This window comes from Pseudoalteromonas sp. XMcav1-K (assembly GCF_044005875.1).
GTDB lineage: Bacteria > Pseudomonadota > Gammaproteobacteria > Enterobacterales > Alteromonadaceae > Pseudoalteromonas > Pseudoalteromonas spongiae.
In genome coordinates this window covers 29,455-52,659 of sequence record NZ_JBIPJE010000029.1, presented here as the reverse complement: position 1 = coordinate 52,659, position 23,205 = coordinate 29,455, and the positions used below count along the sequence as shown (strand labels likewise).

At 42.4% G+C, this 23,205-nt stretch carries 21 protein-coding genes; 19 read left to right on the top strand and 2 right to left on the bottom strand.

What is annotated here, in order from left to right; all coding sequences use genetic code 11:
- Positions 1-2: 2 nt before the first annotated feature.
- Together ACHSBP_RS04230 and ACHSBP_RS04225 are read right to left on the bottom strand one after the other, a co-directional pair.
- On the bottom strand, positions 3-2,429 hold the full coding sequence (locus tag ACHSBP_RS04230) for a LamG domain-containing protein (RefSeq protein WP_395388210.1): 2,427 nt from the start codon (positions 2,427-2,429) through the stop codon (positions 3-5).
- A 1-nt stretch (position 2,430) separates the two neighbouring features.
- Positions 2,431-3,630, bottom strand: coding sequence for a hypothetical protein (locus ACHSBP_RS04225; protein ID WP_395388209.1), 1,200 nt, complete (start codon positions 3,628-3,630; stop codon positions 2,431-2,433).
- A gap of 194 nt (positions 3,631-3,824) precedes the next feature.
- On the opposite strand from ACHSBP_RS04225, the gene ACHSBP_RS04220 reads away from it, so the two are divergent.
- The 19 genes from ACHSBP_RS04220 (at position 3,825) to alaS (ending at position 23,204) form a co-directional block, all read left to right on the top strand.
- Positions 3,825-6,386, top strand: a complete 2,562-nt coding sequence (locus ACHSBP_RS04220) for a hypothetical protein (RefSeq protein ID WP_395388208.1) — start codon at positions 3,825-3,827, stop codon at positions 6,384-6,386.
- Complete coding sequence (locus ACHSBP_RS04215) at positions 6,386-7,117, top strand: SH3 domain-containing protein (protein ID WP_010559581.1); 732 nt, start codon at positions 6,386-6,388, stop codon at positions 7,115-7,117. Before ACHSBP_RS04220 ends, ACHSBP_RS04215 begins: the two co-directional genes overlap by 1 nt.
- The gene (locus ACHSBP_RS04210; protein WP_010559582.1) at positions 7,087-7,734 is read left to right on the top strand and encodes an outer membrane beta-barrel domain-containing protein; all 648 of its coding nucleotides are present in this window, start codon (positions 7,087-7,089) and stop codon (positions 7,732-7,734) included. The genes ACHSBP_RS04215 and ACHSBP_RS04210 overlap by 31 nt, the downstream gene beginning before the upstream one ends.
- A gap of 12 nt (positions 7,735-7,746) precedes the next feature.
- Complete coding sequence (locus ACHSBP_RS04205) at positions 7,747-8,241, top strand: TlpA disulfide reductase family protein (protein ID WP_010559583.1); 495 nt, start codon at positions 7,747-7,749, stop codon at positions 8,239-8,241.
- A complete protein-coding gene (locus ACHSBP_RS04200; protein ID WP_010559584.1) occupies positions 8,234-8,461 on the top strand; it encodes a DUF4266 domain-containing protein in 228 nt (75 codons plus the stop codon). Before ACHSBP_RS04205 ends, ACHSBP_RS04200 begins: the two co-directional genes overlap by 8 nt.
- Positions 8,448-9,587 carry a DUF3570 domain-containing protein gene (locus ACHSBP_RS04195; protein ID WP_010559585.1) on the top strand — a complete coding sequence of 380 codons (1,140 nt, stop codon included), beginning with the start codon at positions 8,448-8,450 and terminating at the stop codon, positions 9,585-9,587. The genes ACHSBP_RS04200 and ACHSBP_RS04195 overlap by 14 nt, the downstream gene beginning before the upstream one ends.
- A 12-nt stretch (positions 9,588-9,599) precedes the next feature.
- Positions 9,600-10,118 carry a hypothetical protein gene (locus ACHSBP_RS04190; protein WP_010559586.1) on the top strand — a complete coding sequence of 173 codons (519 nt, stop codon included), beginning with the start codon at positions 9,600-9,602 and terminating at the stop codon, positions 10,116-10,118.
- A 3-nt stretch (positions 10,119-10,121) separates the two neighbouring features.
- A complete protein-coding gene (locus tag ACHSBP_RS04185) occupies positions 10,122-11,921 on the top strand; it encodes a hypothetical protein (RefSeq protein WP_395388207.1) in 1,800 nt (599 codons plus the stop codon).
- Positions 11,918-14,716, top strand: a complete 2,799-nt coding sequence (locus tag ACHSBP_RS04180) for a tol-pal system YbgF family protein (protein ID WP_395388206.1) — start codon at positions 11,918-11,920, stop codon at positions 14,714-14,716. Before ACHSBP_RS04185 ends, ACHSBP_RS04180 begins: the two co-directional genes overlap by 4 nt.
- Entirely contained in the window at positions 14,703-15,401 is a 699-nt protein-coding gene (locus tag ACHSBP_RS04175; protein ID WP_395388205.1) for a hypothetical protein, read from the top strand. Before ACHSBP_RS04180 ends, ACHSBP_RS04175 begins: the two co-directional genes overlap by 14 nt.
- Positions 15,394-15,690, top strand: coding sequence for a hypothetical protein (locus ACHSBP_RS04170; RefSeq protein WP_138630097.1), 297 nt, complete (start codon positions 15,394-15,396; stop codon positions 15,688-15,690). Before ACHSBP_RS04175 ends, ACHSBP_RS04170 begins: the two co-directional genes overlap by 8 nt.
- A 25-nt stretch (positions 15,691-15,715) precedes the next feature.
- On the top strand, positions 15,716-16,372 hold the full coding sequence (locus tag ACHSBP_RS04165; RefSeq protein WP_100913818.1) for a MotA/TolQ/ExbB proton channel family protein: 657 nt from the start codon (positions 15,716-15,718) through the stop codon (positions 16,370-16,372).
- A 10-nt stretch (positions 16,373-16,382) separates the two neighbouring features.
- Positions 16,383-16,889, top strand: a complete 507-nt coding sequence (locus ACHSBP_RS04160; RefSeq protein ID WP_010559592.1) for a biopolymer transporter ExbD — start codon at positions 16,383-16,385, stop codon at positions 16,887-16,889.
- A complete protein-coding gene (locus ACHSBP_RS04155; protein ID WP_336435341.1) occupies positions 16,886-17,389 on the top strand; it encodes a biopolymer transporter ExbD in 504 nt (167 codons plus the stop codon). Before ACHSBP_RS04160 ends, ACHSBP_RS04155 begins: the two co-directional genes overlap by 4 nt.
- Positions 17,386-18,333 carry an AgmX/PglI C-terminal domain-containing protein gene (locus ACHSBP_RS04150; RefSeq protein WP_395388204.1) on the top strand — a complete coding sequence of 316 codons (948 nt, stop codon included), beginning with the start codon at positions 17,386-17,388 and terminating at the stop codon, positions 18,331-18,333. The genes ACHSBP_RS04155 and ACHSBP_RS04150 overlap by 4 nt, the downstream gene beginning before the upstream one ends.
- 305 nt (positions 18,334-18,638) lie before the next feature.
- Positions 18,639-19,247 (top strand): GTP cyclohydrolase II, encoded by a 609-nt coding sequence (gene ribA / locus ACHSBP_RS04145; protein ID WP_054981027.1) that lies wholly within the window; start codon positions 18,639-18,641, stop codon positions 19,245-19,247.
- 68 nt (positions 19,248-19,315) lie between these two features.
- Positions 19,316-20,131 (top strand): BPSS1780 family membrane protein, encoded by an 816-nt coding sequence (locus tag ACHSBP_RS04140; protein ID WP_010559596.1) that lies wholly within the window; start codon positions 19,316-19,318, stop codon positions 20,129-20,131.
- A complete protein-coding gene (locus tag ACHSBP_RS04135) occupies positions 20,131-20,595 on the top strand; it encodes a regulatory protein RecX (RefSeq protein WP_395388203.1) in 465 nt (154 codons plus the stop codon). Before ACHSBP_RS04140 ends, ACHSBP_RS04135 begins: the two co-directional genes overlap by 1 nt.
- Before the next feature lie 8 nt (positions 20,596-20,603).
- The gene (alaS, locus tag ACHSBP_RS04130; protein WP_395388202.1) at positions 20,604-23,204 is read left to right on the top strand and encodes an alanine--tRNA ligase; all 2,601 of its coding nucleotides are present in this window, start codon (positions 20,604-20,606) and stop codon (positions 23,202-23,204) included.
- Position 23,205 lies beyond the last annotated feature (1 nt).

The window sequence follows — 23,205 nt, the reverse complement described above, 5'->3', positions numbered from 1 at the left end:
CATTACTTAATTATTGTTGCTGCGCTGCCAACGATTGCCGAGCAGCTGGCTTTAGCGATAATTAAAGTACGCGCAGCATCACAGTCTTGAGGGCAGCGATTTAAGCGCTGAATAAGTGCGTTTAATTCTTGTTGCATGCTGTCGTATTGCGGTGCTGATGCGAGTTCTTGGCCAAGCAAATAATGCGATAATCCAGAGCTAAATTGCAAAGTGCGCTCAGGCGTAAATGCCATATCGGGTGTTGTATTAAAGTCGAAATCTGCAAATGCGTTTGAACGCAGAGCAGGATCGTCGATAAACGCGCTACAGTACTTAATTGCTAATTGTGAAATCGCCATTTGGTTAGCTGCAACAAAACCATCAAGGGTATTTACGGTAGGTAACTGTTGTTTTAACTGTTCATAGGTTTGCGCTATTTCAGTAAGTTTTGTACTTACCCCCGTCATTTGGGCCATTGAAAAGTTAATTTCAGAAAATGCTTTTATGCCGATATCGCTGCTGAGCTCAGCTGGAAATTCAATGGGGAAAGGCGGTAATTCACCTGGCACTCTGACAAATTGGTGCTCACCCAGTACATCAAACGACAAAAAGAACTCATCGTTATTGGGGCCTTGTTCTAAGGGAATTAAACTACCCAAGCGTGAAAGCGGCTGCCCAATTTGGCTTGAATAATTACTGCCTAGGGTTGTTTTAAGGTTTGCAAAGCTTTGTCCTAATGGGCTTTCTTTGCCATTAATACCAATGCGTATGCCTTCAAGTGCAATGGCTTGTGGTGATACATTGCTATCAAGTGACAAGAAAAATGGTTCTTTAAACAAGTAGCTATAACTATCGAATTGACTCACTTCTGCAATAATGTAACTGCGCGGTAAGTCTATGAGCTCGCTTACAGAGAATAATAAAAAGAACTTCTCACCGACACCCACATCGTAGTTTTGAGCAATTTGTTCAGGTGTAATCGCGCGATTGTGAAGGGCCATCATACGCACTTGACCACGCCATTTAAAATTACTGCTGGTCTCACTGCCAACGACAAGGGCAAAGCTTGCATCCCAATTAGACAGTACGCCTTGATTATCTTCTTGTTGCGATATCAAGTTGCCATTAACGTAAATGCGTTTGCCATTGACCGGATCAAAGGTCAGTACCACATGCTGTAAGGTAGCTTGCAGTACTTCATCATTATTAGGCGTTGATAACATTGGCTCGCCATTACTGCTGGTGGTGTTATCACGTAATAAAAAGTCGTAGTTATAAAGTGTTTGGCCGAGCGTAAAGTTACGACGATCGTCACCCCCTGAATAACTAATAATCCGTGCAGGGCCTTCTTGTGTCACGTTGTCAGGTACAAGCCATGCTTCAAGGCTAAATTCACCTGTGGCTGTAAGCATTTTGTGTAGTTTCGCGCTCGCGCTAGTTGATGCTTGCGCGCGGCCTCCATTGAGTTTAATGCCCCAACCACCAACCCAAGAGACATCGCCATTAAAGGTTAAGTTAGCAGCTGGCTCAACGCCACTGGTGTCGTAGGCAGTAAACCCTTGGCCTGATTTAAATTCCCACTTGGCAATAATGTGTTGCTCAAAACGGTTACCATTGTTAGCAACAATGCCTTCGGTGAGTTTTAATGCTTTGCTGAGCACTAATGCATCATCAACTTGATTCGTTGGAATTGCATCGGCCATTTGCGTAATAGCGTTTTGCATAAGGGCTGCATCGCTTTCGCAATCGGACCAGCAGTTATGAAATTCGCTGCCTAAACGCAGTACAAAACGTGATAATTCAGGTTGGTTTAAATCAATTTTTGCTTGTGCAACTTGATAAGCAGCGTCTGCATTGGGTTCAGCAAAGTAGGGCGCTACAGGAAATGCCGCACTGCTACTATGACAGTTTGCACAGTTTTGCTGCAAAATCGGGTGAACATACGTGGAAAATAATGCACTTGATGCAGGAAAGCTTTTACTGCTACCGGGGACTTTAAGAATTGGGTCGTCAAAGTCGATGGTGGTCGCAGTATTATCTGTTTGCGCCCATTCGCTTATCCAAGTCGTAAGGATATCGGCGCATACGCTATCGCTTTGTTGCCAACAGTTATGACCGCCCGCCACTTTTGTTACTAACAATGAGTCTTTTGGTGAGGTTAAATTGATCAACCCATTAATTGCACCATAGGCAAGGTTTATATCGTCGCGTCTTGCAAATTGCGGGGATTGACCTTGTTCATTATGGCACGCACCACATTTATCATTACCAACAAGGTTATCCCAAACAGCTATTTTAAATTTTTGTATGTCTGCGGTTTCTGCGGCAGGGCCTGAGTAAACAAACTCTCCCGAATCATCAATAGGAGGTTTTGGTTGTTCTTTTACTTCAGAATCTGAGCCACAGCCACTCAGTAATGCCATTAGCAAAAGCGATAAAAAAATGCGCATGTTAATCTCCTTTGCAATAGTTGGCAGTTGCAGCAAACACGGTTTTTAGTTTGTAGCCTGAGCTTTTAAAGGTATCGGTAATTGTTGCAAGTGTGGTTGCATCTTGTTGATTTTGTACTTTGCGTAAACACACTTTTTCAAACACTTTACTTACTTGGCAACTGGCAAATTGCTCACTGTAGGCGATTTCTTTACCTAAGCTTTTTGCGCCATTACCGCTTCCTGAAAGTTGTTCATCCCAACCCAAACGGCGGTTTAACCCTTGTCGCCAATAGTTGTCCCATTTATCGGATTCAGTAATAAAGCCAAACTTAAATGTTTCGCTATTGATATGGTATTTACCTTGCACGGTATTGGCTTGGTAACTCAATTGACCATTCTCGCCAGTAAGATCGTTATCGCGATCGTACTCGAAATTATAATAAGCATAGGCTTGCGCCATTGGATCCATACCTGAATGGCAACCGCTACACGAGTTCATAAAAATCCGGCTATCGCCACCAGGACTGCGGCTGACATCTTGGCGAATACGGTTAGTTGCAATGCTGGTATCTTTAAGTGCGTCTAGGTCGGTACACATATGATTGATAAAGGTATAGCGAAACATTGCTCGGTTTGTGCCAGCAATAAAAAATGCTTTACTGGCAGCACGCGAAGTAATTACTCCGCTCGTCGCTTCAATGGGTAAATTAGTCACGCTTGATTGTGTTTGGCGCGTCAGCGTGTCTTTTAAATTAAGGGCGCTTTGCTCAAGTGCAGCGTAATGATCATTATTACTGATTGAATAATTCGGCACATTAGCACTTGCGGCGGCCGTATAAATAATGTCCTCAAATAAAATAGAGCGAAAGTCTAAGTCATCCCTTACCACGCCCATAATGGTGGCGGTGTAGTCGTTGAGCGGCTGGTGTACATCAAAGTCGCGATTGGTCCAGGGTGTCACCCAATCTTTTAAAGTCACGCGGTAAAAAGCGTCATTTTCCATAGCAAGCTTAGCGGCATCATCGCCTTTACCTGCTTCAAGTAAACTGACCATATTTTCAAGTACAGTAGCGCTCGGTGATACGCCTGTTAAACGGGTATGTATGCGATTGGCTTGTTCTTCAACACCCGCAAATGCCGAGCTTGCGCTCATCGCTAAGATCAGCACTAGCGTTTTACTAAATAAATGGGGAGAAGATGTATTGTGTGATAATTGCATATCCATTTTGCTAGTTGACCTTGATAGAGGTACGCATGTTAACATTGTTAATGCGTAAACAGTAAAGAAAAGTTATTGTAAAAATATCTTTGCGTGCAATAATATTATATTGCTAATTTTTCATTCTAAAATAATACTAAATAATTAATTTGTTTGGTGGCGCTTTAGGGTTTTGTTTTAATAGGGAAAGGGTAGTGAGTAAGCTGCTAAAATTATTTGTACTGTTATTACTAACAGGGTGCGGCAGTGACGTTGTTGAGCAGCAGCCACAAGTACAAGATCCAATCGCCGAAGAAGTTCCCCTTGCATTTGTTATTCGAGACACTAGTGAATCAGTCAGCTTTTCAATTGAAGATCCAACACTTTTTAACCCCGGAGCTGCGCTTTATTTAAAAAAACTCGCGGGTGTCGATGCGCCGTTAGTAAATATTTCTAGCACATTGTTCGAACAGCCTATTGATATTAAGCACGTGTCGGCATCAGCAGATGGCAATAAATTAGTGTTTAGTTTACGTGCGCCAGAGCTTGAAGATGCCTCTGATGATATGCAGCCGAAGTGGAATATTTGGCTTTATGACGTAGTAAGCGACAAGGCGACAAAACTAATTAGCGATGAATTGATTGCAGAAGAAGGCGATGACGTATTCCCCGTTTTCCTGCCAGATGGTCGTATTTTATTTAGCTCTAACCGACAGCAAGGCAACAAAGCCCGCCTGCTTGATGAAGGCAAACCGCAATATCAGGCACTAAGCGACAACTTTCGTGAAAAAGCACTTACACTGCATGTCATGGAGCAAGATGGTAGTGATATTAAACAAATATCATATAGCCAAGGTCACGACCTTTATCCTCAGGTATTACAAAATGGTAAAATTGCGTTTGTAAGGTACGAACATCGAGGCCGCAATCGTGGCTTACATATTTATCAAATAGACTCAGATGGTAAGCAGTTGGAGCTCGTTTTTGGCGCCCATTCTGATTACCCAAATGACTTGGCAATAGCAAGTCTACAGCAAGCACCTAATGGCAAACTGGTGATTGGTTTGCGAGATGGTGACAGTGAATTACCAAGCACAGATTTCTACTATCTCGATAGCGAACAATTTATGGATAATGGACGTTTTCATGATGGTAATGAAACTCAGCAGTCCGCATTTAGCTCGTCATTATTCGCATTAAGTCCGCTAGAAGGTGAACTGGCACTTACCGGTAAGTATCACTGGTTTACACCTATTTTTGATGAATCTCAACGCAGTCTTGTGGTGTGGAGTCAGTGTCAGGTTATCGACCCAAATAATAGTGATAATGTAATTCCCTGCACTGAGGCCTTGTTAAACGATGAAAACACGCAAGCCGCCCCTGATTTATTTGGCTTGTGGATTTACGATGAAACCACTAAAACACAAAAACCCGTAGTATTAGCTGAACAAAATAAATTAATCGAAGAGGTAGTGGTACTTGAATCGAAAAACGCCCCACTTGAGACTGAATACCCGTCAGATTTAAGTTTGCAAAACGAACAAATGGGCAGTATTCATATTCGCAGTGTGTACGATTTTTCCGGCGAAGATACTGCAAACCCAAATATTACAACCATTTCAGATCCAAGCGTCAATGCTGAACGCGTTTATGCGGTACGTGTAATAAAGCCAGTGTCTATTCCAGATAGAAATGAATATAACTTTTCTACCGCGTTGTTTGGTCGAAGTAGTGGTCAATCAATGCGTGATATTTTGGGTTACGCGCCAGTTGCCCCAGATGGTTCTGTCTATGTCAAAGTGCCAGCCGATGTGCCATTTTCCCTTGAATTATTAAATCGTGATGGTCAGCGTATTAGTGGTCGTCACGAGAGTTGGCTGCAACTTAAAGCCGGCGAAACGCGCACTTGTAATGGGTGCCATCAAAGTACCAATGAATTGCCACATGGTAAGGTTGCGCAGCAAAACAGTGTTAATTTAGGCGCTGCTTCTACCAGTTGGGTAGGGAGTTTTGGTGATATTGACGCACAAATTGGTGAAACTATGGCGCAAAGTTTTGCCCGTGTTGTTGGCTTACCTACGCTGAGCCCAGAGCCAATTTTCCCAGATGTTTGGCGTGAAGGTATTGCCGCAGAGGCTGACTTAACAGGTAGCTTGGTAAGCCTTGAAACGGCATCACCACTTACTGATGCGTGTGCACAAAATTGGACAAACCTATGCCGCTTATCGATTCATTTTCCCGAGCATATTGCGCCACTATTTGCATTATCACGACCTCAACTCGATGCAAATGGCGATGAAGTGGCAAATTTCCGCTGTTTAAATTGCCATATTACAAGCGATGAAAATGGCGATGCGCAAATCCCTGCAGCACAGTTAGATTTAAGCTTGTCGCCTTCAAATGAGAATAACCAGCACGCGATAGCCTACCGTGAACTGTTTTTTAACGACAACGAACAAGAATTGGTTGACGGTATTTTGATTGATAAATTAGTCGACAGGCTCGATGAAAATGGTAATCCAGTTTATTTAGTCGATGAAGACGGTAATTTAATTTTAGATGAAGACGGTAACCCGATTATTGAGCAGGTTACAGTCACTATTCGCCCTGCATTGAGTGTGGCTGGCGCCGCTGCAAATACGCGCTTTAATACGTTGTTCGCCACAGCAGGCAGCCATGCAAACTATTTATCAGAGGCGGAAAAGTCGCTGCTTTGGCAGTGGCTCGATATCGGTGCGCAATACGCCAACAGCCCATTTTACAGTGAGGAAGAGTAATGACGAAGTGGCTCTTACTATTGGCATTACTGTTTAGTTTTGAAACGGCTGCGCAATCACTAAAACTAGCAGTAAAAGAACCGTTTTTAAATATTCACAGCGGCGCAGGGCGCGGTTACCCGATTATTTATGTCGCAGAAAAAAACGAAACCATTACGGTTATTAAGCGCCATACATCTTGGTATTTAATTTCCCTAGAAAATGGGCAACAAGGCTGGGCAAAACAACAAGAATTGGTTGAAACCTTAACATTAGACGGTAAACCTTTTTTAGTGACAGACGCAACGCTTGATGCATTTGAAAACCAGACATTTAGCTTTGGTATTGGTCTTGGCCAGTTGGAAGGTGTAAATAGCCAGTCAGTTAATGCGAGTTGGCGTTTTACGCGTCATTTATCGAGTCAATTAGAGTACAGCTATGCACTTGGTTCAGTGGCAAAAAATCAGCTAGTTGATTTATCGGTTTTCCATCACCCATTTCCCCATTGGCGCTTTTCACCTTATTTAGGTATCGGTGCAGGTCAGGTTTGGACAACGCCAAAAACACCGATTATTGGTGGTGGCGATGAAACCAGACAGTCAGACTTATTAAGCGCCACTGTGGGCTTAAACACATATATTACCAGTCGTTTTGTCTTTAAAGCAGAATACAAACGTTTTAGCGCACTTACCGAGCGTGATGTTACAGAGGATTTAGAGTTGTGGAAATTAGGTATCACGGTATTTTTCTAACTGCGTTAGCAACCTTAGCATTGACTTTTTCAGCGCCAAGTAACGCAAATAATGAGCAACAAGTAAGCCCAGTTGTTGACCCGCAAATAGCACGTACCGATATAGAAGAAGCGCAGATAGATAGCGATGATTTTGAATTTGGTGTTTATGGTGGCGTTATCTCAATTGCTGACTTTTCATCGACTTCGCTGGCGGGTGCAAAGTTGGCGTATCACATCAATGAAGACTTTTTTAGCTATTTTAAATACGGCACAGCAACCGCCGGAGAAACAAGCTACGAAAAGCTTAGCGGTGGCGCAAAATTATTGACAGATGAAGAGCGCGATTATCAGTTACTGGATTTAGGTATCGGTTATAACCTTAAGGGCGAAACCTTTGTGTCACAGAACCTCACGCTTAATAGTGCTTACTATTTTACGTTAGGCGCAGGCACCACCGAATTTGGTGGTGACGACCGTTTTACGGTATCTGTTGGTGCGGGTTACCGCATGTTGCTGAACGATTTTGTCACGGTGCAAATCGATATGACCGACTACGTATTTGAAAGTGACATTTTAGGTGATCCTGAAACTGTGCATAACCTCGCATTTACGCTTGGCTTAAGCGTTTATTTCTAAGGTATTTGTTTAATGAAAAAAATAATAATCATCATCACATTATTTCTAACCAGCATGTTTGTGGGCAATGCAACATCGGCAGAGCTCAATAAAAGTGCGCCCGACTTTACATTAAAGGCGTTAAGCGGTGATAACGTGCGCTTAAAAGAGCTAAGTGGTCAGGTTGTACTGATTAACTTTTGGGCGAGCTGGTGCGGACCGTGCCGTAAAGAAATGCCATTACTTGACGAGTTACACGCTAAATACAGCGATTTAGGCTTTACCGTGCTTGGCGTTAATGTGGAACAGCAAAACCAAAAGGCAAAAGAGTTTATTAATGAGCTTAACGTGTCTTTTCCAATTTTGCTTGATGAGCAAAATACCGTTAGTAAGCTTTACGATGTAGAAGCCATGCCAACAACGGTTGTGATTGACCGCAATAGCAACTTACGCTATGTCCATTATGGCTATCAGGCTGGCGATGAAAAACTCTATAAGAAAATGGTTAAGGCATTGATCCGTGAATAAATTAATTGCGATTTGTTTTACTTTATTGCTAACCGGCTGTGCTGCAACAGATGGCTTTGAGCCGTGGGTAAAACCGTATGAGCGTGAAAACCTTGCACAACCTGTTATGCAGTGGCAGCTTGATGCAGTTGAATCGGGTTACATTCACCATGTTTATCAAGCACGGGAAGGCGCAAAGGGTGCAGAAGGCACATCAGGTGGTGGCTGTGGCTGTAACTAATCTATTTAAATACCTTGTTGCGAGCTTTATGTTCGTGAGTTTAAGTATTTGCGCGGCGGTATTACCGGAAGATCGTGTTGATGCGATGTACCACAGTTATGATGGTGGCGGCATGAGCATTGACGGTCCGTCGATTTTAATTCGTAAAAAAGTTTCCAAAGCGGTATCGGTTTCGGCTAATTATTATGTGGACTCGGTAAGTTCGGCATCAATTGACGTATTGGCAACGGCCAGCCCTTATAAAGAAGAACGTGACGAGCAGTCTGTAGGCGTCGATTTTCTAAATGAAAAAACGTTGTTCTCACTTGGTTACAGCCAATCGCAAGAAAATGATTACGACGCAAAAAGCTACAAACTGGCTGTTAGTCAGAGCTTTTTTGGTGATTTATCGGTGCTTAGTTTGAGCTATGCCCAAGGCGACGATATTGTGATGCAAAACGGCAATGCGCTTTTTAGTGAAGAAGTGAAGCGCGCCAACTATGCATTGTCTTGGTCGCAAGTGGCGAGCAAAAACTGGACCTTTGATTTCAATATTGAGGCGATTACCGAACAGGGCTATTTAAATAACCCGTACCGCTCTTACCGCTATCGTGATGACACCGCTGCACTTGGCTACAGCTACGCTACCGAGATTTACCCTGAAACGCGCACCAGCAATGCTGCAGCGCTCAGAACCCGCTATTTTTTGCCAATCAACGCCGCACTATACGGTGAAGTTCGTTATTTTAGTGATACTTGGGGCATAGCTGCCAGTAACTATAAGCTCGGTTACAGTCAGGCGTTATATGATAATTGGTTAATTGATTTTCATGTGCGCCATTACACGCAAAGCAAAGCCGACTTTTATCGAGATATGTTTGATAGAAAAGATCAGTTTAATTTTATGGCACGTGATAAAGAAATGAGTTCTTTTAATGATTTAACCATTGGGCTCAAAGCACGTTATTTACATACTTTTGATCGTTCCAGCTTGATAAAAAGTGCCAGCGTAAACTTTGCGTGGGATCATATTCGTTTTGACTATGACGATTTTAGAAACGTGCTACAAACGGATAATCCGGGGCAAGAAGATTTTTATAGTTTCTCAGCAAATGTGCTAAGAGCTTATGTGTCGCTTTGGTACTAGGGAAAAGTAACAATGAAAACCATGCTAAAAAACACCTTAATTATGTTGTGTACTGTGCTTAGCCTTAATGTGTACAGCGTTGATAATAAGCCACTTAGCGAGCAAATTGAAAACTTAAAACAGCAAGCAATTGCGCTCAATCGAGACCTATTTATTTTAGAAGAAGATTTACTTTATCCACCGGCGACGCAAATTGCATTCTATGTCGCGATGGATGCTAGTGAACTGTTCACCATTGACTCAATTAAACTCATGGTTGATGACGAGCTAGCGACTCATTATCTATATACCGAAAAGCAAGTTAACGCGCTTGCTAAAGGTGGGGTACATCGTTTGTACCAAGGTAATGTAAAGCAAGGTGAGCACCAACTTACTGCTTATGTTATTGGTAAAGGGCCGCAAGGTCGTGATATTAAACGTGCAGCTACATTAACCTTTAATAAAGATGATGAGGCAAAAGCAATTGAGCTGGTGATCAGCGCAAACAGCGCGAAAGAACAAGCAGATTTCACTATTCGAGAAATTGAGTAAGTCATGAGAACCTTGGTTGTTACCACATTGCTCGCGCTAGCGGTCAAAGCGAATGCTGAACCCAACTCCACGCAACAAGCTGCTGTAAGTGACGAGAAGTATGGTGTTGCTTTGTATCAGCTTTACCAGCAAAACTACCAGCAAGCACTCACCGAATTTGCTATTGCAGATGCGAAAGGAGGCATTGACCACCCAGGTGTTGATGCTCAAGTTGTAAAAGCCGGCGCTGCATTTTCATATGGTTTGCATATGACGGCAGCACGTGACTTTAACGCATTACTGAGTGAGCAAGACCAAGACTTATTGAATTACGCTAAATTGCAATTAGCGCGGGTTTATTTTGCAAATAACGACGCGAAGCTTGCACAGCAAACGCTATCAGAAATTACGCCTCCGACAAAAGACATAGCGTGGCATAACACCTTTTACTATTTACAAGGGCGACTTGGCTTAGCTCTTAGTAATCCTGCACAGGCAAATACTGCGTTATCGCAGCTGCCCGTTGAAAGGCAATTACATCACTACCTTGCCCATAACATACTAGTTGGTTCACCAAGCAATCAAGATGCGGCGCTGGCATTATTAACATTGCCAGAATTAGACCAAGAACAGCATGCATTACTTGATAGAAGCTTTCTCGCTTTAGGTTATGCCGCTTTAGAAAATGACCAAGCAACGCATGCCGAACAGGCATTTTCGCAAGTATCACAGCAGTCGCTTTGGTTTAACGAAGCGTTATACGGATTAGCTGCGAGCTTATTAATGCAGCAGCAATACGCCAAAGCCTTGGCGGCTCTGAATGTTATTATTGAATCAACAAGCGGAGATGTGTTTGCGAAGCACCAGGCATTAACCGCTAAAGCACATGTGTTTGTTAGTACTGAACGTTTTGCACTCGCTGTTGATGCAATAGATGCCGCAGAGCAGCAATTTGTCGCCTTTAATACGCGCTTAGATGCGGTGAATAAACAGGTCAATAATACGGCATGGCTGCGTGATACATTACAAAATGACACTGCGCTTAAAGGTTACATGGATATACTTCATGTTGGATTGTTAAGCGATGATTTTGATGCAAAACGCCATGCACTTTTTGAGTTAACAGAATTAGCTTCGCAATTTAATGTGCAACAGCGTCAGCTCACTAATTATGCTGCGTTATTGCAAGAAAAGGCAGCCCGTCAAAATCGCATTATCCAAGCTACTAATTTACCAAACTACTTATCTGATTTGCGCCAGCAACAGCAGCAGTTGCAAGTGTTACAAGCATCATTAAATAAGGCTAAAAATACTCGCAGTGGCTTATTAAATAAAACAGAACTGCAAGCGCAAAAGCGTATTTTATCAGCCCAACATAAAATTGACTCACTCAAATCGTCTCGCAATATCGCATCGCAACAAGCGCGTTTAGAACGCTTAAAAGGTATTTTAGTATGGCAGCAAGATTATCAATTTGACGAGCGCTACCAAGCGCATAAGCAGCAACTTGCACAAGCGCAATTTATGCTAGATAAAGCACAGTCGCAATATAATAACAGCCAAGCGTTAATTGAATCGCAACGGGATTTTAATGCCCTTAATGAACGGTTGGCAAAAACGCAGCAACAATTGGCATTAAACCAACAAAGTGTAAATACCCTGATTAATAAGCAAGTCGCTGAAATTCAACAGCTACTGTTGGACGACTTAAAGGCATCATCACAGTTTTTAGCCGATGACCAATTTAAGTTAAAAGTGATGCGTAGTATCGCGCTTGAAGCACTGGCAATGCAGGTAGATAGTAGCAAAGGTGACGCATTATGAAGCGCTTAACTGTGAGTGTATTGTCATTGAGTTTGACTGCGTGCTTTTTAACGCAGCCAGAACCGGCTAAACGTAACACTTTGGGAGAACTCGACTTAGCGACAGAGTTACCACAAACCACGGTTACAGAAGCTGCACCTACACCTGAGCAACTTGCTGCTGCATATCAAGAAATTGTCGCGCTTGCACCTAAAGCAAGTGCACGACAACAAGCGAATAGTCGCTTAGCCCAGTTAAGCTTAGAACAACAGCAACTCGCGCAAGAACAAGGTGTAACACAAGATTCTGGTTACTTTGATAATACGGTTAATCAGTATTTGGCGTTGTTGGCAAACTCTGAAGCACTAGATGGGCGAGATGAGGTACTTTATCAATTAGCCAAAGCGTATTTCTTAAAAGGGGATCAGCAAGCGGCATTTGATGTGACGAGCGAACTAATTCGCGACTATCCTGACTTTGCCCATAATGAAGAGCTGATTTTCCGCCAAGGCGAATACATGTTTAACCAAAAGCAGTATGAGCAAGCGAAAAATCGTTATCTAACGCTGGTTGAAAGTTATCCCGACTCGCCACTTGTCAGTACATCGCGCTATATGCTGGCATGGTCAGATTTTAAATTGTTTAACTATCAAGCATCGCTTAATAGCTTTACGCAAGTACTTAGTCTTGCCCTTGAGCAAGATGGTAAGACGGTAATAAATATCGAACAGCTTAATAATAGCGACCGTTATTTAGTAGCGGATACATTGCGTATTATGAGTGTGATTTTCTCATATAGTGATTTTGAACAAGATCCGGTTTCTCATTATCAGCAGTATGGTTGGCAAGCGTTTAGCTTTATGAATTTTGACTCGCTGGCAAATTACTATATCGAGCAAAAACGCTATCTTGATGCGGCCAAAACCTATCAGAGCTTTATTACCACATCGCCAGAGCCAAACCACAAAGTAGATTTTGCCTTGGCGCAAATGTCGGTGTTTAAAAAAGCGAACTTTAAATTATTACTAACGGATTATGAGCAGCAATTTATTCGCGAATTTGGTGTTGGCAGCACCTACTTAGCGACGGAACCAACAGATGCACATTATCTTGCCTTAAAGACTCTTGAAAAGAAATACGCAGATCGCAGTTATTATCAAGGGCAACAACTTGCTAAGCAAAATGAAAACGCGATTACTGCGTTTAGCGCAGCCGCTATAGGTTATCAGCGTTATCTCGACACCTTACAACTAAAGCAACAAGGCGATATCGACAGCCATTACTTGTTAGCTGAGAGTTTGTATCAAAGTCAGCAATGGCAAAAAGCGTTATCTGAGTACCAAACAATTGCCTATTCAGCCGAGCCGAACAAATACCAAAGTGATGCAGGGTTTGCAGTTGTATCAATTTACAAAACACAGCTTGCTAATAAACAAAGATCACAACGCGGTGACGCAAGACAACACGAATTTGTAGTTGAAGTCGTTGATAACTGGCTTAAGTTTGCAACTTTGTTCAGCACGCACAAATCGGCAAGTACTGTTGTATTACAAGCGTTTAATTTATTATTTGAACGTCAAATGTATGATGTTTTGCTAACAAAGTTTGCGCACGTTGAACAGTTTAGTTTATCTGATTCTGAAATGTATCAAGCGCAGCTGCTAGCGGCACACAGCCATTACAATTTACAAGATTATGCAAGCGCCGAGAGTGCTTACAAGCAGTTGTTAGCAAAGTCATCAGAGCAAGCATCTTTAGTGCGCGAAAATCTAGCGCAAAGTATGATTAAGCAGGCTGAAGCTGTGGCGGCGACCAATGTGCAGCTCGCAGCAGATAAATACATTGCGCTGTTAACCTTGTTGCCATCCACATTGTACCGTGAGCAAGTACAATACAATTTAACGCAATACCTCATATCGTTGCAGTTATTTAGCCAAGCGAGCAAGTGGGTCGACGATTTTATTATACGTTATCCAACGTCAAAAAATATTGAGTCGCTGCAAACGCAAAAAATAGCGATTTATAAAAATACACAACAAGGCGATAAGCTGGCTGCGCAGTACGCTTATCTTGCAACTAGCCACAGTGATGAAAATACGCGTCGTATTTCGCTCTATCAAAGTGCTGAGCATTATCGCAATATGGGCGATATTGAAAATGCGCGTCTGCAGTTTCGTACATACGCTCACAGTTACCCAACACCATTCGCACAAAACCTGCAGGCAAAAGTGGAACTGGCAAATATTTATCAAAAACAAAATAAAGCCAGTGAACGTCGCTTTTGGTTAAACAAAATTATCGCCGCTTATAAAGTTGCCCCCGAGAGTGAACTCACTTGGGCTAAAACCGAGGCCGCTAAAGCAACCGAGGTCTTTGCTAACGATGCGTTTTATGTTTACCAAAAAAGTAAATTAACCGTACCGCTAAAAACAAGTTTAGCGCGCAAGCGTAAACATATGACTGTGGCGCTTGAGCGTTATCAACAGTTGGCGGATTACGCACTTGGCCAGTACTCCACGCAAGCGAATTTTAAGATTGCACAAATCTACCACCTGATGGCGCAAGATATTATGTCGTCAGAAAGGCCAAAGCAGCTTAAAGATCTTGCGTTAGAACAGTACGAGTTGTTACTTGAAGAGCAAGCGATACCCTTTGAAGATCAGGCAATAGAATTGTACGCACGCAATAATCAATTACTGTATTCAGGTCTTTATGACGAATGGATCAAAAAAACGCTCACCGCGTTAGCAAAGCTAATGCCCGCGCGCTTTGCTAAAAAGGAAGTTGAGCCCGGAGAGAATCATGCAATTTATTAAGCTTTTTTCTATTAAGCGCTATGGCTTGTTGGTCTTGCTGTTTTCGTTAGCTGCGTGTCAAACAGCCCCAGAAACTATCAAACAAGCAGAACAAACTGCCGAAACAAACGAAGTGCAGGTACCCTTAAGCGAGAAAGAAAAGTTACTGCAAGCGCCTAACTATTACCTGCAAACAAGCGCATCGGATGATGCAAAAGCCGCGTTCGAAAAAGCGCTTACCTACAAAAAAGAGGGTAAATTAGCGCTAGCGAAGCAGCATTTCACGAACCTTACCTTGCAATACCCAAATCTGTCTGGCGCGTATTTGCAATTAGCGTACTTGGCAAAACAAGCAGAGCAAAGCACCTTGTATTTAGAATATTTAGAAGCGGCGGTAAACGCTAACAAATACAACTACTACGCGGCAAATGAACTGGCGTTATTGAAGCGCGAAAAGGGCGAATTTAGCGAGGCGCTTGCGCTTTATGATTCGGCAATCGCAAGTTGGCCGGGATTTGCAGCAAGTTATATCAATAAAGGCATTTTGCTAGACCTTTACTTAGATCAAAAAGAACAAGCAGTAGCGGTGTATAACACTTACTTAATGCTTGTTCCTGAGGAGTCTCAAAGCTATCGCCAAGTTGCGACATGGCTTGTGGATTTAGAGCACCAACTTAAACAACGCGGAGCAAACGAAAATGGCTAGATACTTAAGTGTTTTATTGCTCCTTTTTACTGTGCATTCGGTGGCAAAGGAAACACCAAAAGAGCAATCCACTCAAAGCAAAAAAATTGAATTACAAACAACTATATCGGGCTCACAAGAAGAGCCGAAGTTTATGTCAATTTTACCGTGGCAAGACTTGTCACGAGTGACACTACCCAAGCCGAAATTAACGATTAGGCCGCGTCATAAAATTACCGCAATCGACCCTGCAAAGTTACAGCGTCAGATTGCGTTTCATACATCACAAAATAAAAACAATAACCAATAATTAACGGTTACATTTGGAGTTTAAAATGGAAAGTTTCGATACTGTTGTCAGATTTTTTCAAGATGGTGGTAGCTTTATGTTACCGATTGCAATCGTGTTAGCGATTGGACTGGCGATTGCCCTAGAGCGCTTTTTTGTGCTGACGGGTGCTAAGTTAGCCAATCAAAAAGCCTTTAAACAGCTTATGCCTCAGTTAGCGAAAGGCGATTATAAGCAAGTGCTTAATCAAAAGAGTAATGCAGGCGTGGCAAAAATTATTAGTTCAGGCCTTGAGCGTATTGAACACACGCAGCGCCGTGAAGAAATTGAATATGCGATGGAAGAGCAAGTACTTGAATTAATGCCGCGCCTTGAAAAGCGCACGGCTTATTTAGCTACGCTTGCCAATATTGCTACCTTGCTTGGTTTGTTAGGCACGATTATCGGCTTGATTGCGGCCTTTTCGGCGGTTGCTGATGCCGATCCTGCTGAAAAAGCGTCATTGCTTTCGGCAAGTATCTCAGTTGCAATGAACACTACAGCGTTTGGTCTAATTGCTGCAATTCCACTGCTGCTTTGTCACTCAGTATTACAAACAAAAACAACCGAAATTATTGATGGCTTGGAAATGGCGGGCGTAAAGTGTCTTAATTTATTAACCAAGCAAAATCTCGTTTCGCAAAAAACACGTCAAACAGATTAAGGGGACGACTATGTTTCGCCGCAAGTTGCCAAATAGGCAAGATGCTGAGCTGGATATTACGTCATTTATGAGTTTGATGATTGTGCTTGTGCCTGTGTTGCTGATGATGATGGTGTTTTCGCACATCACCGTGATGCAGTTAAAATTGCCACCATTATTAGCAAATCAAAGTGCTGAGCAGCTCAAAGAAAAAGAACTGCAACTTGAAGTAACTAATGATGCAATCACAATTTACTACCCAGCTGGTGCACCGCTTAAACAGTTTGCCAAGCAAGATGAAACGTATCCATTTGATCAAGTTCAGCTCGCGCTTAAAGACGTAAAAAATCTATTGCTTGAAAAAGGGGTGGATAAAAAAGACATCACCTTGTTAATTGCCGAAGACGTAGATTACCAAACCCTGATTACAACGATGGAAACGGTTCGTAGTTATCAAGCCGTTGTTGTGGCGTCGGTGGTTGATGCTGAGTTGTTTCCAGATATCGCCTTAGGTGATGCGTTGGTGGAGGCGTTATGAAAAAATCAGTAAGAGCACTTCGTATGGAGCGCCATCATCGCAGAGCAAATCAGCAAGCTAAGTTGAGCTTAGTCTCTCTGATGGATATTTTTACGATTTTAGTATTTTTCTTAATCGTTAATTCATCGACGGTACAAGTGCTTGATGCAAATAAAAATATTGATTTACCTAAAGCGTCAAAACAAGCGCTCGCAGAAGAAACCTTGGTACTGATGGTGAGTAACAAAGCGCTTATCTTGCAAGGGCAATTGATTGCTGACTTAAATGATTTAGATAACGCCAGCGAAGAAGTATTTTCGCCACTTGAAAATGCGCTTAAAGTACATGCAGAATCAATCGAAGCGGTTGACAATATGCGCCCGCTAACCATTATGGCTGATGGCAAAATTGCCTATCACCGTTTAAAGAAGATTATGCAAACCTGCCAGCAAGCAGGGTTTGGAGATTTATCTTTGGCAGTAGAGCAAGTGGCAGAAAAAAGCGGTGGTGAACAATTATGACAAGCGCCACAGTGAATACCCATTTTGAGCTTTATAACAACTCAGACAATCGCTTATTTACCCGCTTAACGTACGGCTTTTTGGTTTGCACATTAGTGTTTGCGGTGATTGTTAAAATTACCGAACTACCTGAGTTAACTAAAGCACAAAAAGCCAAAATACCGCCTAGTTTAACCCGGGTGATTGAGCGCGTTAAAGTTGAGCCTAAGCCTGAAAAACCAACACCTGAAGTTAAGCCCATCGAGCAAAAGCCTGAACCGGTGAAAGAAGTAAAGCCAGAAGTAAAAGCTGAAGTTAAACCTAAAACGCCGACCAAACGAGCGCTTGAAAAAGCGAAGGAAGAAGCCAGCCGTGCTGGGCTTGTTGCATTAGCGGATGATTTAGCCGCGCTGCGTGATGATTTTAAATTGACGCCATCAACGCAACCTGTGACTAACGCTCAAGCAAAGCGTAAAATGGTTAAAAGTGAAGACGTAAGCGTAAAAGCGAATGCCACACAACCACTTAATATTGCCGATGAACAGCAAGCAAAAGCGAATGTGCAAGCGCTCGCCGATAAATCGCTGGTGGCGTTAGGAGATGAAGTTGTGGCTGAAACAGGGGGTTATCAAAGTGATGTAACCGCCAGTGAAAGCATTAGTGAAGAAGCGTTAGAGCAGCGTAAAGTCGAAGCCATTCGTGCAGTACTTGATAAAAACCAAGGGGCCTTTTACACCCTTTATCGACGTGCTTTACGTAAAAACCCAAGTTTACAGGGTAAGGTAACGGTTGAGATTGTGGTTGCTGGAAATGGCCAAGTTAAGGATTGCCAAATCTTATCTAGTGACTTGAACGATGCGGAACTAGAGCGAAAACTGGTTAATCGTATTCGTATGATCAATTTTGGCTCTGAGTTGGTGTCTGAAACTAAACTCAATTATTCGTTTAATTTCTTACCATTCTAACGCATTAAGCTTCAAGCTTAAGTCTTTGTAAAATATAGTGTATTGCTCTTTATAAATAGTGTAAAGAGCAATGCGTTTTATGTTATCTGCCTACCTATTTATATTTTTCTTACAAGAAAGTGAACCAACTGACGGTCTATTACTTATATTAGGGGCTGTTTTGGTCTTTGCTAAAATAAGTAAAGGCCTTTTTGTGTTTGAACTTCCACAGTTGAAAATGTGAAAAATGCACAAATATAAACGTACACGCTAGTGCGGCTAAATGCCTAGTGTTACAATATTACAAACTATTCGTTGGAAATGTCGTGGCTGAAGTAAGAGCAAGAGTCCAGCTCAAAGTTGGCAAAGAAAGTAACATCCCTGCAGAAATCGTCTCATTTCATGGTTTGCTAGATGGTGAAGAGCATGTTGCTTTAATTTTTAACAATGCGGATAAAGAACAAAACCCGTTAGTGCGTATGCACTCAGAATGTTTAACCGGTGATGTGTTTCATTCATCACGTTGTGATTGTGGCGAACAACTTGAAGAGTGCATTCATACTATGCACCAACAAGGCGGAATTATTTTATACCTTCGCCAAGAAGGTCGTGGTATTGGTTTATACAATAAAATTGATGCATACGTACTGCAATCGCAAGGTATGAACACCTATGAAGCGAATAATCACTTAGGGTTTGCCGACGATTTACGTGAATTTAGAGATGCGGCCTTAATGCTCACCGCGTTGGGTGTAGATAAAGTAAAATTGATGACGAACAATCCACGTAAGATCAAAGAATTGACAGAAGCGGGTATTGAAGTTGCAGAGCAAGTAGGCACTTCTGCGCACGTAAAAGATGGAAACGAAGCCTATTTGGCTGCAAAAGTTTCACGTGGTTCACATATGCTGGATTTAACGCAAGTAAAAAAGTAGCATAGGCATATCGTGTTGATTTATTAACGCTCCATTTTATGGAGCGTTTTCATTTATAAGAAAATAAAATGGCAGTAGAAATACGTATTTTTAAGGCGAAAGCAGGACTAAATTGGTTTAAAGCAGGGTGGGAGTTATTCAAAGCTCAGCCGGGTACCTTTATTTTAATGCACTTGTTTATTGGTGTGTTGTCGTTAATTGCTTTGGTGGCGCCTATTTTTCAATTACCAGCCGCGCTTGCAATGCCATTTTTTACTGCAGGCTTTTATCGCGCCATGCTCAATCGTCAGCAAGGTAAGCAAATTGCGTTTACCGATCTGTTTGATGTATTCAGCGAAGCAGGGCGCCGTTTAATGCTATTTCGCTTAGGGTTATATCACCTGTTTGGTGGTTTTATATTAGCCCTTTTAACTACTACCTTATTCCAAGGCCTGAGTGAACCAATTAACGCATATTTGCAGGCAGTAGAATCACAGAATGTTGATTTAGTGCAACTGCACGCACAGCAGGTGATTGATAGCATTCAAATATCTAATATTATTGTTTTAGTTGCGGCTTATTCGCTTTATACCATGTGTTTTGCTTTCACCATTCCGTTGGTTTACTTTTCTAAAAACAACAGCATTTTAGAGTGTATTAAAGCCAGTTTATTAGTGTTTTGGCACAACATGGCAGCACTGGGTGTATTTGGTGCAATTTCAACAGGGCTTATCTTGTTTGCAGCGTTTCTGTCGTTTATTCCACTGTTATTCATTTTACCTATTCTTTACGCTGGATTTTTTGTGTCTTTTCAAGCGATGTTTATGTCAGCCATGGTCGAGCAAACAACACCGCAAAACAGTGATGACACGCCGAGCGATAATCACGATAGATTTGATGCTTAATGACCGAAAAAGAACAAGCAAAATTAAAAAATTATGTGCTTTGGTTATTGTCTCGACAAGAGTATTCCAAAGCACAAATCGCCAAAAAATTAACTAGCCGTTGTGAAGATTCAGGGTTTATTGAAGAGTTAATTGCATGGTGTGAAGAGTATGGCTTTATTGATGACGTGCGTTACGCTGAAAGCTTTGTACGACGCCAGATAAATAAAGGTTTAGGATTGATGCGTATTAAAAATGAAGCGTATCAAAAAGGGGTTAATGCAGACCTAGTACAAACTATTGTCGAAGAATTAGAAATAGACTGGTATCTGCAGGCCCAATCCGCATATAATAAGAAATTCGCTTATACAAGTAGTTCCCTCGATTTTAAAGAAAAAGCGAAGCGCATTCGCTATATGAGTTATCGAGGTTTTAATCATGAACAAATTGAATTTGCAATGCAAACAAGTCCGTCAAACGAATGAGAGGTAGCATGCAGCATATGACGACCGCGGAAATCCGCAACGCGTTTCTAAATTATTTCGCATCAGAACAACACCAAGTGGTGCCATCAAGTTCATTGGTACCAGGTAACGATCCTACTTTACTATTTACCAATGCCGGTATGGTGCAGTTTAAAGATGTATTTCTAGGCGGTGAGCGCCGTCCATACAACCGTGCAACGAGTTCACAGCGCTGTGTACGTGCCGGTGGTAAGCACAATGATTTAGAAAATGTAGGTTATACTGCACGTCACCACACCTTCTTTGAAATGCTGGGTAACTTCAGCTTTGGTAACTACTTTAAGCAAGATGCAATTAAGTTTGCATGGCAGTTCTTAACGGATGTAATCAAGTTACCAAAAGACAAGCTGTTAGTAACGGTTTATCACACCGATGATGAAGCGTTTGATATCTGGCACAAAGAGATGGGACTTGCTGAAGACAAGATTATTCGCATCGATACGGCTGATAACTTCTGGTCGATGGGTGATACAGGCCCGTGTGGTCCATGTTCTGAAATTTTCTACGATCACGGTGAAGAAATTTGGGGTGGTCCTCCGGGCAGTCCAGAAGAAGACGGTGACCGTTTTATCGAAATCTGGAACCTAGTATTTATGCAATACAACCGTCACGCTGACGGTACAATGGAACCTTTACCGAGCCAATCTGTTGATACAGGTATGGGCCTTGAGCGTATCTCTGCGATTATGCAGGGCGTTCACTCAAACTACGAAATCGATATTTTCCAAAATTTAATTAAAGCTGCGGCTTCAGTGACTAATGCGCAAGATTTAGAAGATAAATCATTACGCGTTATTGCAGACCATATTCGCTCGTGTGCGTTTTTAATTGCTGATGGTGTGATGCCGTCAAACGAAGGTCGTGGTTATGTATTACGTCGTATTATTCGCCGTGCAGTGCGTCACGGTAATAAGTTAGGTGCAACTGAAACCTTCTTCCATAAGTTAGTTGCGGCACTTGCAACTGAAATGGGTGAAGCGTACCCAGAGCTAATCAAGCAACAAGCGATTATCGAAAAAGTACTGCGTATTGAAGAAGAGCAATTCGGTAAAACCCTTGATCGTGGTCTAGCAATTCTAGAAGAAAGCTTAAAAGATCTTAAAGGCGACGTGATCCCAGGTGATCTTGTATTTAAGCTTTACGATACTTATGGTTTCCCAGCTGATTTAACCGCTGACGTTGCGCGTGAACGCTTTATGACAATTGATGAGCGTGGCTTCCAAGAAGCAATGGAAGTGCAACGTAAACAAGCGCAACAAGCGGGTAAATTTGGCGCTGATTACAACGACCAATTAAAGTCAGAGAAAACCACTGAATTTAAAGGCTACGATAGCGAGCAGTACACTGGTACTGTGGTTGAGCTATTTAGCGGTGCGGATGCCGTATCTGTATTAGAAGATGGTCAACAAGGTATTGTTGTACTCGACCGCACACCTTTCTATGCTGAAAGTGGTGGTCAAGTTGGCGACACAGGTGTTTTAAAAGTCGCTAATGGCGAATTTCTTGTTGAAGACACGACTAAGCTTGGTAATGCATTTGCGCACAAAGGTAAAGTAGTTGGCCGCATTGGCATCAACGATCGCGTAGATGCGCAAGTTGATGCATCGCGTCGTGATAACACCAAGAAAAACCACACAGCAACGCACTTATTACACGAAGCGCTTCGTGTTGTGCTTGGCGATCATGTAACACAAAAAGGTTCATTAAATGACCCTGAGCGTTTACGTTTTGACTTTTCACACTTTGAAGCAGTAACAAAAGAAGAGTTACAACGCATCGAAGATATGGTGAACCTAGAGATCCGTAAAAACATCGATCTAAATACTGAATTAATGGCAATCGACGCTGCGAAAGAAAAAGGCGCAATGGCATTATTCGGTGAAAAATACGATGATGAAGTACGCGTAGTGAGCATTGGTGATTTCTCAATTGAACTATGTGGTGGTACGCACGTTAAGCGCACCGGCGACATTGGTCTATTTAAGATTGTGTCGGAAGGTGGTATTGCAGCAGGTGTTCGTCGTATTGAAGCCGTTACGGGTGAAGGTGCCGTTGCATATATTAACAAACAAGCTGAAACCCTGTCTGCAATCGCTGCGTTAGTGAAAGGCGATGGCAACAATGTGTTAGATAAAGTGTCTGCGCTAGTTGAGCGTGCGAAAGGCCTTGAAAAAGAAATTGCGCAACTTAACGATAAACTTGCCAGCGCTGCGGGCGCGTCATTACTTGATGCGGTTGTAGACGTTAATGGTGTTAAGTTACTCGTTGCTAACGTTGAGGGCACTGAGTCTAAAGCGCTACGTGGCATGGTTGATGATCTGAAGAACAAACTCGGTTCTGGCATTATCGCGTTAGGTGTTGCTAATGGCGACAAAGTAAGCCTAATTGCGGGTGTAACAAAAGACTTAACGGGCCAGTTCAAAGCGGGTGAGCTTGTAAACCACATGGCATCGCAAGTTGGCGGTAAAGGTGGCGGTCGTCCAGATATGGCACAAGCAGGCGGTTCACAACCTGAAAACTTAAGCTCGGCACTTGAAAGTGTAAACGCTTGGGTGAGTGAGCGCGCTTAAA

What these genes read in the sequence shown, in the direction of transcription:
- ACHSBP_RS04230 (WP_395388210.1), bottom strand. Translation starts at nt 2,429, where the DNA reads ATGCGCATTTTTTTATCGCTTTTGCTAATGGCATTACTGAGTGGCTGT.
- ACHSBP_RS04225 (WP_395388209.1), bottom strand. Translation starts at nt 3,630, where the DNA reads ATGCAATTATCACACAATACATCTTCTCCCCATTTATTTAGTAAAACG.
- ACHSBP_RS04215 (WP_010559581.1), top strand. Translation starts at nt 6,386, where the DNA reads ATGACGAAGTGGCTCTTACTATTGGCATTACTGTTTAGTTTTGAAACG.
- ACHSBP_RS04205 (WP_010559583.1), top strand. Translation starts at nt 7,747, where the DNA reads ATGAAAAAAATAATAATCATCATCACATTATTTCTAACCAGCATGTTT.
- ACHSBP_RS04190 (WP_010559586.1), top strand. Translation starts at nt 9,600, where the DNA reads ATGAAAACCATGCTAAAAAACACCTTAATTATGTTGTGTACTGTGCTT.
- ACHSBP_RS04185 (WP_395388207.1), top strand. Translation starts at nt 10,122, where the DNA reads ATGAGAACCTTGGTTGTTACCACATTGCTCGCGCTAGCGGTCAAAGCG.
- ACHSBP_RS04180 (WP_395388206.1), top strand. Translation starts at nt 11,918, where the DNA reads ATGAAGCGCTTAACTGTGAGTGTATTGTCATTGAGTTTGACTGCGTGC.
- ACHSBP_RS04175 (WP_395388205.1), top strand. Translation starts at nt 14,703, where the DNA reads ATGCAATTTATTAAGCTTTTTTCTATTAAGCGCTATGGCTTGTTGGTC.
- ACHSBP_RS04170 (WP_138630097.1), top strand. Translation starts at nt 15,394, where the DNA reads ATGGCTAGATACTTAAGTGTTTTATTGCTCCTTTTTACTGTGCATTCG.
- ACHSBP_RS04165 (WP_100913818.1), top strand. Translation starts at nt 15,716, where the DNA reads ATGGAAAGTTTCGATACTGTTGTCAGATTTTTTCAAGATGGTGGTAGC.
- ACHSBP_RS04160 (WP_010559592.1), top strand. Translation starts at nt 16,383, where the DNA reads ATGTTTCGCCGCAAGTTGCCAAATAGGCAAGATGCTGAGCTGGATATT.
- ACHSBP_RS04155 (WP_336435341.1), top strand. Translation starts at nt 16,886, where the DNA reads ATGAAAAAATCAGTAAGAGCACTTCGTATGGAGCGCCATCATCGCAGA.
- ACHSBP_RS04150 (WP_395388204.1), top strand. Translation starts at nt 17,386, where the DNA reads ATGACAAGCGCCACAGTGAATACCCATTTTGAGCTTTATAACAACTCA.
- ACHSBP_RS04140 (WP_010559596.1), top strand. Translation starts at nt 19,316, where the DNA reads ATGGCAGTAGAAATACGTATTTTTAAGGCGAAAGCAGGACTAAATTGG.
- ACHSBP_RS04135 (WP_395388203.1), top strand. Translation starts at nt 20,131, where the DNA reads ATGACCGAAAAAGAACAAGCAAAATTAAAAAATTATGTGCTTTGGTTA.
- alaS (WP_395388202.1), top strand. Translation starts at nt 20,604, where the DNA reads ATGCAGCATATGACGACCGCGGAAATCCGCAACGCGTTTCTAAATTAT.